This is a genomic window from Streptomyces sp. NPDC014733 (genome assembly GCF_043083385.1).
Taxonomy (GTDB): Bacteria; Actinomycetota; Actinomycetes; order Streptomycetales; family Streptomycetaceae; genus Streptomyces.
The window spans coordinates 73376-86353 of sequence record NZ_JBIBYO010000005.1; the positions used below are offsets into that span (position 1 = coordinate 73376).

The 12978-nt window shown below is 73.0% G+C and carries 13 protein-coding genes; 4 read left to right on the forward strand and 9 right to left on the reverse strand.

Annotated elements, in window-relative coordinates; all coding sequences use genetic code 11:
• Positions 1-28 precede the first annotated feature (28 nt).
• Entirely contained in the window at positions 29-955 is a 927-nt protein-coding gene (locus ACF1BH_RS14100; protein ID WP_391642725.1) for a ribokinase, read from the forward strand.
• A 118-nt stretch (positions 956-1073) separates the two neighbouring features.
• Here the strand turns inward: ACF1BH_RS14100 and ACF1BH_RS14105 are convergent, their stop codons facing one another.
• From ACF1BH_RS14105 to ACF1BH_RS14120, 4 genes are all read right to left on the reverse strand, one after another.
• Complete coding sequence (locus ACF1BH_RS14105; RefSeq protein ID WP_391642726.1) at positions 1074-2018, reverse strand: ornithine cyclodeaminase family protein; 945 nt, start codon at positions 2016-2018, stop codon at positions 1074-1076.
• On the reverse strand, positions 2015-3406 hold the full coding sequence (locus tag ACF1BH_RS14110) for a nitrilase-related carbon-nitrogen hydrolase (RefSeq protein ID WP_391642727.1): 1392 nt from the start codon (positions 3404-3406) through the stop codon (positions 2015-2017). The genes ACF1BH_RS14105 and ACF1BH_RS14110 overlap by 4 nt, the downstream gene beginning before the upstream one ends.
• 124 nt (positions 3407-3530) lie before the next feature.
• Positions 3531-4271, reverse strand: a complete 741-nt coding sequence (locus tag ACF1BH_RS14115) for a DUF4097 family beta strand repeat-containing protein (protein ID WP_391642728.1) — start codon at positions 4269-4271, stop codon at positions 3531-3533.
• Positions 4272-4345: 74 nt separating this feature from the next.
• Entirely contained in the window at positions 4346-5329 is a 984-nt protein-coding gene (locus ACF1BH_RS14120) for a GDSL-type esterase/lipase family protein (RefSeq protein WP_391642729.1), read from the reverse strand.
• A gap of 336 nt (positions 5330-5665) precedes the next feature.
• Between ACF1BH_RS14120 and ACF1BH_RS14125 the strand changes: the two genes are divergently transcribed.
• Complete coding sequence (locus tag ACF1BH_RS14125; RefSeq protein WP_391642730.1) at positions 5666-6160, forward strand: DUF3145 domain-containing protein; 495 nt, start codon at positions 5666-5668, stop codon at positions 6158-6160.
• A gap of 52 nt (positions 6161-6212) precedes the next feature.
• Entirely contained in the window at positions 6213-7088 is an 876-nt protein-coding gene (locus tag ACF1BH_RS14130) for an NAD(P)-dependent oxidoreductase (RefSeq protein WP_391642731.1), read from the forward strand.
• Between the two features lie 70 nt (positions 7089-7158).
• On the opposite strand, the gene ACF1BH_RS14135 is transcribed toward ACF1BH_RS14130, so the two are convergent.
• From ACF1BH_RS14135 to ACF1BH_RS14155, 5 genes are all read right to left on the reverse strand, one after another.
• Entirely contained in the window at positions 7159-8424 is a 1266-nt protein-coding gene (locus ACF1BH_RS14135) for a beta-ketoacyl-[acyl-carrier-protein] synthase family protein (protein ID WP_391642732.1), read from the reverse strand.
• Positions 8425-8499: 75 nt separating this feature from the next.
• Positions 8500-8748: an acyl carrier protein gene (locus ACF1BH_RS14140; RefSeq protein WP_033268693.1), complete on the reverse strand. Its 249-nt coding sequence runs from the start codon at positions 8746-8748 to the stop codon at positions 8500-8502.
• 98 nt (positions 8749-8846) lie between these two features.
• Positions 8847-9893: a ketoacyl-ACP synthase III gene (locus ACF1BH_RS14145; RefSeq protein ID WP_391642733.1), complete on the reverse strand. Its 1047-nt coding sequence runs from the start codon at positions 9891-9893 to the stop codon at positions 8847-8849.
• Positions 9890-10861 (reverse strand): ACP S-malonyltransferase, encoded by a 972-nt coding sequence (locus ACF1BH_RS14150; RefSeq protein WP_391643063.1) that lies wholly within the window; start codon positions 10859-10861, stop codon positions 9890-9892. Before ACF1BH_RS14150 ends, ACF1BH_RS14145 begins: the two co-directional genes overlap by 4 nt.
• Positions 10862-10950: 89 nt before the next feature.
• Positions 10951-12135 carry a CdaR family transcriptional regulator gene (locus tag ACF1BH_RS14155; RefSeq protein ID WP_030286795.1) on the reverse strand — a complete coding sequence of 395 codons (1185 nt, stop codon included), beginning with the start codon at positions 12133-12135 and terminating at the stop codon, positions 10951-10953.
• Between the two features lie 57 nt (positions 12136-12192).
• Here ACF1BH_RS14155 and ACF1BH_RS14160 point away from each other — a divergent pair, with 57 nt between their 5' ends.
• Positions 12193-12864 (forward strand): pirin family protein, encoded by a 672-nt coding sequence (locus tag ACF1BH_RS14160; RefSeq protein ID WP_391642734.1) that lies wholly within the window; start codon positions 12193-12195, stop codon positions 12862-12864.
• The last annotated feature ends 114 nt before the right edge of the window (positions 12865-12978 follow it).

Sequence of the window (12978 nt, forward strand, 5' to 3'; positions counted from 1 at the left end):
GACACGAGAGAGCGGAGCGGTGAAGGTGATGAGCGGAGCGGGGCGCGGGTACGACGTCCTGGTGGTCGGTTCGGCCAACGCGGACCTGACGGTGCGGGTGGACCGGCGGCCCGGCGCGGGGGAGACCGTGCTCGGCACCGATCTGGTGGAATCGGCCGGTGGCAAGGGCGCCAACCAGGCAGCGGCGGCGGCCCGGATCGGTGGCCGGACCGCGCTGCTGGCCCGGGTCGGCAAGGACGCGTACGGCGACCTGCTGCTCGCCGCGCAGCGTGCGGCCGGGACCGATGTGTCGCCGGTCGTGGTCGACGCGGCGGCCCGTACCGGCACCGCGATGATCATCGTCGGCCCGGACGGCGACAACAGCATCGTCGTCTCACCCGGCGCCAACGCCGCGCTCACCCCGCAGGACGTCGCCGCCGCCCGGCAGACCGTCGCCGCTGCCACCGTTCTCTCCCTTCAGCTGGAAATTCCGATCGAAACCGTGCGGGCGGCCGCCGCGACCGCCGAGGAGTGCGGCACCCGCGTCGTCCTCAACCCCTCCCCGGTGCCGGAGCGGCTGGCCCCCGAACTCCTGGCCGCGGCCGACCCGTTGGTGGTCAACGAGCACGAGGCCCGGCGCCTCTCCGGCGCCGCCGACGGCACCCCGCGGGACTGGGCGCACGCCCTGCGGGAGCTGGGCGCCCGCTCCGTCGTCGTCACCCTCGGCGGTGACGGCGCCCTGCTCCTGGACGGGGACGGCGTGCACGAGGTGCCCGGGGTCACGGTCGACGTGGTCGACACCACGGGCGCCGGTGACGCCTTCACCGGAGCCCTCGCCACCCGCCTGGCCCGCGGCGACGGTCTGCCCGACGCCGCCCGCTTCGCCGTACGCGTCGGCGCCGCCGCCGTCACCAAGCCCGGCGCCCAGCCCTCCTACCCGACCCTCGCCGACCTGGACGCCCTTCCGCACAGCTGAACGGTGGACGGGGCGCGCGGCGCGCGGCGGGTGCGGCCGTACGACATGCGCCTCGCAGGGGAGCCAGGGGTGGGCCCGGGAGCGGGCTCCTTTCGGGAACGCCCTGCCCGGCGGTCCGTCAGCCCCGCCCCCGGTACCTCCCCACCAGCTCCGCCGCCACCGCGACCTCCGTGCCAGCCAGGCCGACCGACGCGAAGAGGGTGATCGCGTCGGCGTCGGTCCGGCCCGGTGCGGAGCCCGCCAGGATCGCGCCGAGTGCCGTCATCGGGGCCGGGCCCAGCAGATGGCCGGTGCCGTACGCCCCGGCCTGAGCCGGGGAATCCGTGGCGATCACCGCTGCCCGCGCCGCCAGCTCGGGCGGTATCTCGTGGCGGGTGGGGGACTTGGGGCCGAGCGTGCTCAGATGGGTGCCCGGCGCCACCCACCCCGCCTCCAGCACCGGCCGCGGGCTGTTCGTCGCCACGATGACCACGTCCTGCCCGGACACCGCCTCCCGTACCTCGCGCGCCACCCGGACCGGGAGCCCCCACTCCGCCCCGGCGCGGGCGGCGAACCGTTCGGCGCGGTCCCTCCGGCGCCCGCAGACCGTGACCGCCTCGGGCCGCAGCGGGCCCGCCGCCAGCGCCCAGAGCTGGGCCCAGGCCTGCGGACCCGTGCCGATCAGCCCCCACCGCACCGCGTCCGGCCGGGCCAGGGCCTCGACCGCCACCGCCCCGATCGCGCCCGTCCGCCGCGGCCCCAGCTCCGCGCCGTGCACCACCGCCAGCAGCGCCCCGCTTGCGGTGTCCCAGACCGCCACCAGCTGATCGCCGCCGCCGATGCCGTACGCACGGAAGCCGTGCAGCCCCTCACCGGCCAGCCGACCGGCGGTGAACACCAGCTCCTGTCCGCCCAGCCCGGCGCGGAGGCGGGGCGGTGCGGCCAGCTGTCCCGCGTGGTGTTCCAGCAACGCGCGCCGCACCGCCCGTACCGTGCACGGTACGTCCAGCACCTCCCGTACCTCGGCGTCCCCCAGCAGCACCGGACCGGGCAACTCCGCTCCTCCGCCGCGGTCTTCGCTCATGCCGGCTCCTTCGGCCCGTACAGCGCGGCGTCCGCGCCCGTCTCCAGCGCCCAGTAGCGGTCGCCGTACGACCAGTGCCACCACTCCGTCGGGTAGTTGACCAGCCCGGCCGCCGTCAGCGCGGCGCCCAGCGTCCGCCGGGCCCGACGCGCCGCCGCGGATATGCCGGGCGCGGCGGTGTAGCAGGCGCCGTCGCTCTCCTCCGGCGAGGCGTTCAGCCGCGTTCCCATGTCGACCGGAGTGCCGTCGGCGCTGGTCAGGATCAGATCCGCGGCGCCGCCCGCACTGTGCGGGGCGATCTCCGGCGGCGAGACGTACCGGGACGCCGCGGAGTGCACCCGCTCCGCCGCCCAGTCGGGGTGCGCCTCGCGCAGCGTGTCGGCGTACTCCTCGAAGTAGTGCCGCTGGAGGGCCGGCGGGCGGTACCCCTCAGCCAGCCGGAGCCGCAGGCCGTCCGGGAGCGCCCGCTCCGCGGTGAGCAGCCGCTCCAGCACCCCGGACCGCAGATACGCGGCGGCGCCGTCCGCGGTCAGCTTCCCCGCCTCGGGCGCCAGCAGGCCGGGAGCCGCCTCCCGCACATCCACCAGCGGCTCCCCGCACTCACGGACCGGCACCGCGGCCACCGCCGGATCCGCCATCAGCACGACGGCGTCCCGTACATCGGTCAGCACCAGCTCACCCTCCTCCGGCCCGCCCGCCCCCGGCCCGGCCGACGCCACCCGGCGTCCGTCCGGCAGCCAGGCGCCGCTGAGGCCGCAGCCCGGGCCGGAGGCGCCGCTGCCGGTGCCCACGCCGTTGGCGAGCAGCACATGGAGGCCGTTGTCCCGCGCCCGCTCCGGATACTTCGTCAGGCTCTGAGCCGAACTGTGGAACGAACTCGCCAGATACACCCGGCAGCCGTCCGCCGCGGCGCGCTCGGCTAGCTCCGGGAAGGAGTTGTCGTAGCAGGTGGCGAGGGAGAAGTGGATGCCGCCGAGACGGAACCGGCCCTCAGTGCGGCCCGGGGCGAAGAGCGCGCCCTCCCGGCCGAACAGATGACGCTTCGTATAGCGCGTCAGCAGCGCCCCGTCCGGACCGAAGACGAACGAGGTGATCCCCGGTCTGCCCGCCGGGGCGCCGGGCTCCCGCGCGGGGAGGTTGACCACCGCCCCGACACCGTGGGCCCGGCACGCCTGCCGCACCGGCGCCAGCCGTGTGTCGTCCGGCGTGAGGGCGAGGCCCGGATCGGCTGCGACGGCGTCGAGGTCGTACTGCGTGAGAGCCAGCTCGGCGAAGACGACCAGGGACACGCCGAGATCGGCGGCGCGGGCGAGGAGGGCGGCCATGCGTGCGGCGTTGGCCGCGATGTCGTGGCGGCGGGACGGGAATTGAGCTGCGGCGATCAACATGCCGTCATCATGCATCCGCGCAACTCATCCGCGCAGAGCCTGTGGACAACTCACGTCCGGCGGGAAGACCAGCAGGTCGGGAGGGTGACCGGCAGACCACCCGCCGCCCTCGCCCCGCCCGCTCTCAGGAAGTCGCCAGCACCGACACGTCCCCGCCGCTGGTGCGCGCCTCCACCCGGCGGCGGGCGTCCGGGTCCGTGGGCACCGTGACCTTCCGGTCCCCGCCGCTGGTCGTGGCCTCCACGTCGTACGTGCTCTTCGGCACCCGGATCGTGACGTCCCCGCCGCTGGTGACGCCCGACACCTCGTCGGGCACGGTGGTGAACGTGGCGCTCACATTGCCACCGCTGGTCTTCGCCCGTGCCTTGTGCGCGGCGACGGCGTCCAGGGTGACGTCCCCGCCGCTGGTCTCCGCGGCGACGGAACCCGCCGTGCCGCGCACGGTGACGTCCCCGCCGCTGGTGTGCAGATCGACCGCGATCGCCCGCGGCACCTGCACCCGGTAGCTCACCGTGCAGTTGTCGCCCATGCCCCGGCACACCGCGGCGTCCAGCGTCAGTTCGCCGTCCGCGACGGAATGGGTCGGCGTCGGGCGGTCGCCGCGGTACGAATACTTCTCCGTGACGCGTACCGGACCGCTGCCGTCCGTCGCCACCACCTCGACGGAGCCGCCCGCCGTCTTGGCCGTCACCGTCCGGACGTCACCGGACACCGAATACGTCCGCTCCCCGGACTGCGACGGACCGAACCCGCCCGAGCAGCCGGTCAGCAAGGCTGCCGCTCCCGCGCAGGTCAGGGCGAGGACGGTGGTACGGAGACGGGCCATGGCGAGGTTCCCCCAGAAGTCGACGGCGATACCGGTCACCGAAGATCTTCCGGTACAGCGCGCCGGGGCGCCTCATGCCACAGGACGACCGGACCCGGACACCGCAGCCAGGGTCACGCCACCGGACCCTTACGGGTGATCGTCCGGAACGCCATCTCCGCCAGCTCACCCTGGCCGCGGACGCCGGGATGGAACCAGTCCCAGCTGCTCAACTGCCGCTCCGTGAAGCGGTAGTCGAAGACCCCCGGGTCGAAGCGGCAGAGGGAGTCCTCGGCGCAGACCTCCTCCAGCGCCTTGTTGTACGTCTTGACGCGCTCGCGTACCTCTTCGCGGCGCTCGGCCGCCGCGTCCGTCAGATCGTCCGGGTCGCGCAGCATCGAGCCGCAGATCCCCAGCTGCCACACCTGCTTGCCGAGCGGGTTCTTGCGCCCCTCCGACCACAGGCGCAGCAGGTCGGGCACGGCCGCGACGTACACCTGTGTCCGCGGCAGCGAGGTGCGCAGCTTCTTCATCGCCCGGGCGAAGTCGGCGCGGAAGGCGGCGGCCGGGGTCATCGCGCGCACCTCGCTCCGGCAGGCGTCATTGGCGCCGATCAGCACCGTCACCAGCTCGGGCCGGTGCGCCTTGGCCGCGTCGACCTGATCCGGCAGGTCGCTCATCAGCGCACCGGTGCGGGCATGGTTCCAGCTGTGCCCCGCGGGGCGCTCCAGCAGTCGCCTCGCGAGGCTGTCGACCTTGGGGGAGGTGCCCGTCGACCAGGAGACCTCCGGGCAGTCGGAGAGCACCGTGCAGGCGTCGAAGCCGACGGTGATGGAGTCGCCGAGCGCCGCGATCGACGCCGGGGCGGTGCGCCACACCGGAGCGGGCCCGGCGGACGGCGTGGAAGCCTTCGGGCTCGGCCGTGCCGTCGGCGCTCCGGAGCCGTCCTCGCTGCACGCGGTCACGGAGAGCAGCAGCGCACCGACGACGAGGGCGGCGCCCGCGCGGCGCCGCACGCCCCCTGCCGAACCGTTCCGCCCGGGGAGGGCCACCTCAGCGGACCGCATCCGGAAGAAAGCCGTACGCCGAGAGGAGAACGACCGGTCGATCTCTGTCATCCCCTGTCCCCTCCGGCCCGTGGGTGATATCTCTTCGAAGTACCGACGGTACGTCACCCCTCGGCCGGCACCGTGGGACAGCCCCGGTCCGGGGCCGCCGCGCGATGGCCCGAACGGGTACGCACCATCGGCGCAAACCTCTGGCAACCCGTCATTTCCTGTCCTTTTTACGGCAGATTGCGGCATATTGAGCCCAATGGTGTTTACTGTAGGTCACCTGGCAGGCCGGTGCCGAAACGCTCACCCGGGCGGACCGCCGGCACTCGCCCCGGCCGCCGACAGGGCGGGCACGAGGCCGCCGGGGAAGGCGAACCTCGAACCGCACTGGAGGTCCCGGTGACGACCCGTGGAGTTCTGTACGTCCACTCCGCACCCCGCGCGCTCTGCCCTCACGTCGAATGGGCCGTCGCGGGCGTCCTCGGCGTACGCGTCACCCTCGACTGGATCGCCCAGCCCGCCGCCCCCGGCACCTGGAGAGCCGAATTCTCCTGGCAGGGCGCCGTCGGCACCGCCTCCAAGCTCGCCTCCGCGCTGCGCGGCTGGCATCTGCTGCGCTTCGAGGTCACCGCCGAACCCTGCGCCACGGCCGAGGGCGAGCGCTACAGCTCCACGCCCGACCTGGGCATCTTCCACGCCGTCACCGGAATCCACGGCGACATCCTCATCCCCGAGGACCGGCTGCGCGCCGCCGTCGTCCGCGCCGAGGGCGGTGAGAGCGACCTCACCGCCGAGGTCGCCCGCCTCCTCGGCAAACCCTGGGACGACGAACTGGAACCCTTCCGGCACGCCGGCGAAGGCGCCCCCGTCCGCTGGCTGCATCAAGTCGTCTGACCGCTCCGCCGCGCCGTGCCCCCGTGCGCACACGACGCCTTAGCGTGCGGACATGGCTGATCACATCTCTGTGGCGGTGCTCGGCACCGGCATCATGGGCACGGCGATGGCCCGCAACCTCGCCCGCGCCGGGCACGACGTCCGCGCCTGGAACCGCACCCGCGCCCGGGCCGAACCCCTCACCGCCGACGGCATCCGCGTCACCGACACCCCGGCCGAGGCCGTGGACGGGGCGGACACCGTCCTCACCATGCTCCTCGACGGTCCCGCCGTCCTCCACGCGATGACGGCGGCGGCACCGCACCTCGCCCGCGGCACCCTCTGGCTTCAGACGAGCACCGTCGGCATCGAGGGCACCGCCCCGCTCTCGGACTTGGCCGCCGCCCACGGTCTCCGCTACGTCGACGCCCCCGTCCTGGGCACCAAGGCCCCCGCGGAACAGGGCCAACTGACCGTTCTGGCCGCCGGGCCGACCGACGTCCGCGAGCGGGCCGCCGCCGTCTTCGACGTCATCGGGCGCACCACCCGCTGGGTCGGCGACGACGGGACGGACGGCCGCGCCAGCCGTCTCAAACTCGTCTTCAACAGCTGGGTGCTGACCGTCATCAACGGCGTCGGCGAGGCCGTCGCGCTCGCCGAAGGGCTCGACGTCGACCCGCGCGACTTCCTCGCCACCGTCGACGGCGGCCCGCTCGACCTGCCCTACCTGCACATGAAGGCCGAGGCCATCCTCTCCGGCGACCTCCGGCCCAGCTTCACCGTCTCCGCGGCCCGCAAGGACGCCCGGCTCATCGCCGAGGCCGCCGCGGCGGCCGGCGTCCGCACCGACCTCGCCGCGGCCGCCGCCGAACGGCTGCGCCGGGCGGAGGAGCAGGGCCACGGCGCCGAGGACGCGGCCGCCGCCTACCACGCCTCGTTCGGCGACTGACCGGGCCACGCACGCCGAAGGCCCGCCCGGTCGTGGTGACCGGGCGGGCCCTCGTACGTCAGGGCTGCGTTCAGACGGTGCGGAACGCCAGCACGACGTTGTGACCGCCGAAGCCGAACGAGTCGTTCAGCGCCGCGATGCGGCCCTCGGCGGGCAGCTTGCGGGGCTCGTCGCGGATGATGTCGACGTCGATCTCGGGGTCGAGGTTCTCGACGTTGATCGTCGGCGGCGCCACCCGGTGGTACACCGACAGGATCGACGCGACGGACTCGATACCACCGGCGCCACCCAGCAGGTGACCGGTCATCGACTTGGTGCTGGCGACGGCGATGTGGTCGGTGTCGTCGCCGAAGACCTTGCGCAGCGCCTTCAGCTCGGCGAGGTCGCCCTGCGGCGTCGAGGTCGCGTGCGCGTTGACGTGCACGATCTCGGACGGGTCCAGGTCGCTGTTGTCGAGCAGGCTCTGCAGCGCGTGCGCGATGCCGTTGCCGGACGGCTCGGGCTGCACGATGTCGTGGCTGTCGGCGGAGATGCCCTGGCCGACGGCCTCGGCGTAGACCCGCGCACCGCGCTTGGCGGCGTGCTCCGCGGACTCCAGCACGATCACACCGGCGCCCTCACCGAGGACGAAACCGTTGCGCGCGGAGTCGAAGGGGCGGGAGGCGCCCTGCGGGTCGTCGTTCGACTTCGACATCGCCATCATGTTGCCGAACGCGGCGATCGGCAGCGGGTGGATCGCCGCCTCCGTACCGCCCGCGACCACGATGTCCGCACGGCCGGTGCGGATCATCTCGATGGCGTAGCCGATCGCCTCGGAACCGGACGCACAGGCGCTGACGGGGGTGTGCACACCCGCGCGGGCGTTGACGGCCAGGCCGACGTTGGCGGACGGGCCGTTCGGCATCAGCATCGGCACGGTGTGCGGGGAGACGCGGCGAACGCCCTTCTCCTTCAGCACGTCGTACTGGCCGAGCAGGGTCGTCACGCCGCCGATGCCGGAGGCGATGACGGTGCCGAGCCGGTCGGGGTCGACCGAGGTGTCCTCGCCCGCCTTACCGGTGAAACCGGCGTCGGCCCACGCCTCACGGGCCGCGATCAGCGCGAACTGCGCCGAGCGGTCCAGCTTGCGGGCCTGCGGCTTGGGGAGGACCTCACCGGGGTCCACCGCCGCACGGGCGGCGATACGGACCGGGAGGTCGGCTGCCCAGTCCTCGTCCAGGGTGCCCACACCGGACCGGCCGGCGAGCAGGGCCTCCCAGGTCGAAGCGCTGTCGCCACCCAGCGGTGTGGTTGCGCCGATACCGGTGACGACCACGGTGCGATTGGTCGCGTTCACGGGAATTCTTACTCCACGGGTAGAGGGGTCTGAATACGGCGCCACCGCGGGGTGGCGACATGCGCAGGAGCTGGATCAGCTCTGGTGCTTGAGGATGTAATCGGTCGCGTCGCCGACGGTCTTGAGGTTCTTGACGTCGTCGTCGGGGATCTTCACGTCGAAGCGCTCCTCAGCGGCGACGACGACCTCGACCATGGACAGCGAGTCGACGTCCAGGTCGTCGGTGAAGGACTTGTCCACCTTGACGTCCTCGGTGGGGATCCCGGCGATCTCGTTCACGATCTCGGCGAGACCGGCGACGATCTCTTCCTGGGTGGCAGCCATGGTGGCGCTCCTTGGTGTTCTAGTGGTAACTGACGGGGTGAAGCTGGGCGCGCAGCGATCGGCACGTCGGAGGACGGACGGCGCTGCGCAGATCTTGCCTAGGGGAGGGTAACGACCGTAGCCGCGTAAACGAGACCCGCCCCGAAGCCGATGACCAGCGCGGTGTCGCCGCTCTTGGCCTGACCGGTCGCCAACAGCCGCTCCATGGCGAGCGGGATGGAGGCGGCGGAGGTGTTGCCGGTGGTCTCCACGTCACGGGCGACCGTGACGCTCTCCGGCAGTTTCAGCGTCTTCACCATCGAGTCGATGATCCGCATATTCGCCTGGTGCGGAATGAAGACATCCAGGTCGTCCGGGCTGACCCCGGCCGCGTCCAGCGCCTGCTGGGCGACCTTCGCCATCTCGAACACCGCCCACCGGAAGACCGCCTGGCCCTCCTGCGTGATGGCGGGGTAGCGGATGGCCTCCGGGGCCGTCCGCTCCTCGGGGCCGTCGCCACCGGGCACCGGCGTGGTGCGGTACGCGTCCCAGGCGACGGTCTGCTTGATCGTTTCCGCTTTGTCGCCCTCGGAGCCCCAGACGGTCGGGCCGATCGAGGGCTGCTTGGCGGGGCCGACGATGACCGCGCCGGCACCGTCACCGAAGAGGAAGGCCGTCGCACGGTCCTCCAGGTCGGTGAGGTCCGACAGCCGCTCCACGCCGATGACCAGCACGTATGCGGCGGAACCCTCGGTGACCATGCCCTTGGCGAGGGTCAGGCCGTAGCCGAAGCCCGCGCAGCCGGCCGAGATGTCGAACGCCGCGGGACGGTCCGCACCGATGCGGTGCGCGATCTCCGTCGCGATGGCCGGGGTCTGCTTGAAGTGCGAGACGGTGGAGACGATGACCGCGCCGATCTGCTCGGGCGTGATGCCCGCGTCGGCGATGGCCTTGCCCGCCGCCTCGATCGACATGACGGCGACGGTCTCCTCCGGGCTCGCCCAGTGCCGGGTGGCGATGCCCGACCGCGAGCGGATCCACTCGTCGGAGGAGTCGATGTGCTTGAGGATTTCCTCGTTGGGCACGACACGGGTCGGGCGGTAGCCGCCGACACCCATGATCCGGGCGTATTCGGCGCCCTTCGAGGGCTTGATCTTCGAGGTCATGCGCGGGCTCCTTCTTCGGCCGACGGGTCGGCGACCGGAGAGCTGTGCTCGGCGATCAGGGTGCGGGCCGCGTCGAGGTCGTCGGGGGTCTTGAGGGCGAGCGTCTTCACACCGGGCAGGGCGCGCTTGGCCAGGCCGACGAGCGTGCCGCCCGGCGCCGCCTCGATGAGCGCCGTGACACCCAGCTCCTTGAACGTCTCCATGCACAGGTCCCAGCGCACCGGGTTCGCCACCTGGCCCACCAGGCGCTCCACCAGCTCGTCGCCGGTGGCGACGGTCCGGCCGTCCTTGTTGGAGACGTAGCGGGTGTGCGGGTCGGTGACGTCCAGCTCGCCGACCGCTGACCGCAACGCCGCCACGGCGGGTGCCATGTGGTGGGTGTGGAACGCGCCCGCCACCTTCAGCGGGACGACCCGCCGGGTGCCCTCCGGCTTGTCCGCGACGAGGGCCGCGATCTGCTCGGCGGTGCCCGCCGCAACGATCTGACCGGCGCCGTTGACGTTCGCCGGGGTCAGCCCCAGCTTCTCCAGATGAGGCACGACGACGGACTCCTCGCCGCCGAGCAGTGCCGCCATGCCGGTCTCGGTGACGGCGGCGGCCTCGGCCATCGCCATGCCCCGCCGGCGGACCAGCTGCATCGCGGAGGTGTCGGTGAGCGTGCCGGTCAGCGCGGCGGCCGCCAGCTCGCCGACGCTGTGGCCGGCCGCGGCGCCGACGTGCGCGGTGAACTCCTCGGGCGTCGCGAACAGCTGCCGGGAGGAGATCAGTGCGGACGCCACCAGCAGCGGCTGCGCCACGGCGGTGTCGCGGATCTCGTCCGCGTCGGCGTTCGTGCCGTAGTGGATCAGATCCAGGTCGATGGCCGCGGACCACTCACGGAGCCGGTCTTCGACACCGGGGAGGTCGAGCCAGGGGGTCAGGAAGCCGGGCGTCTGAGCGCCTTGGCCGGGAGCGACGAGTACGAGCACCCTCACACTCTCTCTTGTGGGAGGTCCCGCCCGCCCGTGGGGACAGGGACGAAGAACCATCGGGGGAATTGTTGGTGTCCGACAAAAGTCTAGAGCTGCGATTCTCCGTCAGCCAGACGCCCCAGGATCAGCGCGATACGCAGGGTGAAGGCCGAGCGCACATCGGACGGGGACCATCCGGTGACGTCCGTCACGCGTCGGAGCCGATAGCGCACGGTGTTCGGGTGCACGAACAGCATCCGCGCCGCGCCCTCCAGGCTGCTGGCCTGCTCCAGATAGACGCTCAGCGTTTCCAGGAGCGCGGAGCCCGCCTCCTCCAGCGGCCTGTAGATCTCCTCCACCAGCTGGTCGCGCGCGACCGGGTCCGACGCCATCGCGCGCTCCGGCAGCAGATCGTCCGCGAGCACCGGCCGCGGGGCGTCGGGCCAGGCGGCACAGGCCCGCAGGCCGGCGGCGGCGGCCTGCGCCGAGCGCGTCGCGGCGAGCAGGTCGGCGACGACCGGACCGGCCACCACCGGGCCCGCCGCGTACGGCCCGATCAGCGCCTTCGCCGCCTTGAGCGGGTTGTCGGAACCGCCGGCGATCACCACCAGGCGGCTGCCCAGAACGCCGGTCAGCACCTGGAGCTTGGCGTGCCGGGCGGCCCGGCGGATCGCCTCCACGGTCAGTTCGCTGTCGCCGTCGGGGGCGGTGCCCAGAACGACGCAGACGTGCTCGGGGGAGTTCCAGCCCAGGGCCGCGGCCCGGGAGACCGCGCCCTCGTCGGCCTCACCGGAGAGCACCGCGTTGACGACGAGTGACTCCAGCCGGGCGTCCCAGGCGCCCCGGGCCTCGGCGGCCTGGGCGTATACCTGCGCGGTGGCGAAGGCGATCTCGCGGGCGTAGACGAGCAGCGCTTCCCGCAGGACCGATTCGTCACCGGGTGCCGCGACCTCGTCGATCGCCGACTCCATGACCTCGATGGTCGTCCGGACCATCTCCACGGTCTGGCGCAGCGTGATCGCCCGGGTCAGCTCGCGCGGTGCGGTGCCGAAGACATCGGTACTGATCGCCTGGGGGGTCTCGGGGTGCCGGAACCACTCGGTGAACGCGGCGATACCGGCCTGTGCCACCAGACCGATCCAGGAGCGGTTCTCCGGTGGCATCGCGCGGTACCAGGGCAGCTGCGCGTCCATGCGGGCGATGGCTGCCGCGGCGAGTTTCCCGGACGACTGCTCCAGCCTGCGGAGGGTCGCCTGGTGCGGATGAGGGGCGCGCGATGCGGGTTCAGACACGGGACAAGACTGCCTTATCGGGGCGGGCACGTGGCGCGGCGGGGCTACGGTGACTGCATGATTCAGGTGCACGCGGGCGCGGAACGCTATCGGGGCGGCGATCCGGAAGCCGGCATCGAGACGCTGCACGCGTTCTCCTTCGGTCCCCATTACGACCCCGCCAACCTGCGGTTCGGCGCACTGATCGCCTGCAACGAGGAGCGGCTCGCACCGGGCGCCGGATTCGACGAGCACCCGCACCGTGACACCGAGATCGTCACCTGGGTCGTCGAGGGTGAACTGACCCACCGCGACTCCGCGGGGCACGAGACGACGGTACGGCCGGGTGACCTGGCCCGGCTGAGCGCCGCCGACGGTGTCCGGCACATCGAGCGCAACGACGGCCCCGAACCGCTGCGCTTCGTCCAGATGTGGCTGGCACCGACGGAGTTCGGCGGCACCCCCGCGTACGACGTGGTGCGCGGCCTCGCGGACAACACCCCGTACGCCGTGCCGCGGGCCGGCGCGACGCTGCACATCCGCCGCCTCGCCGCCGGCGAGAGCACCGAACTCCCGGCTGCCTCGCGGGTGTATGCGCAGGTGGTACGCGGTGAGCTGCGGCTGGGCGAGGACGTGCTGACGGCCGGTGACGCCGCGCGGCTCACCGAGGAGCGCGGCGTCCGGCTGCGGGCGAACGGCCCCGCGGAGTGCCTGATCTGGGAGATGGGGGCGGAGCCGCGGTACGTGTGAGCCGTGGGGCAGGGGGAGCGCGGGGCAGGGGAGTCGCGGTGTGGATGAGTGACGGGCGGTGTGCTGCGGGCGCCCCTCGGCGCGGGGTGCGGCCCGGTCGGTGACGGGCCGGGC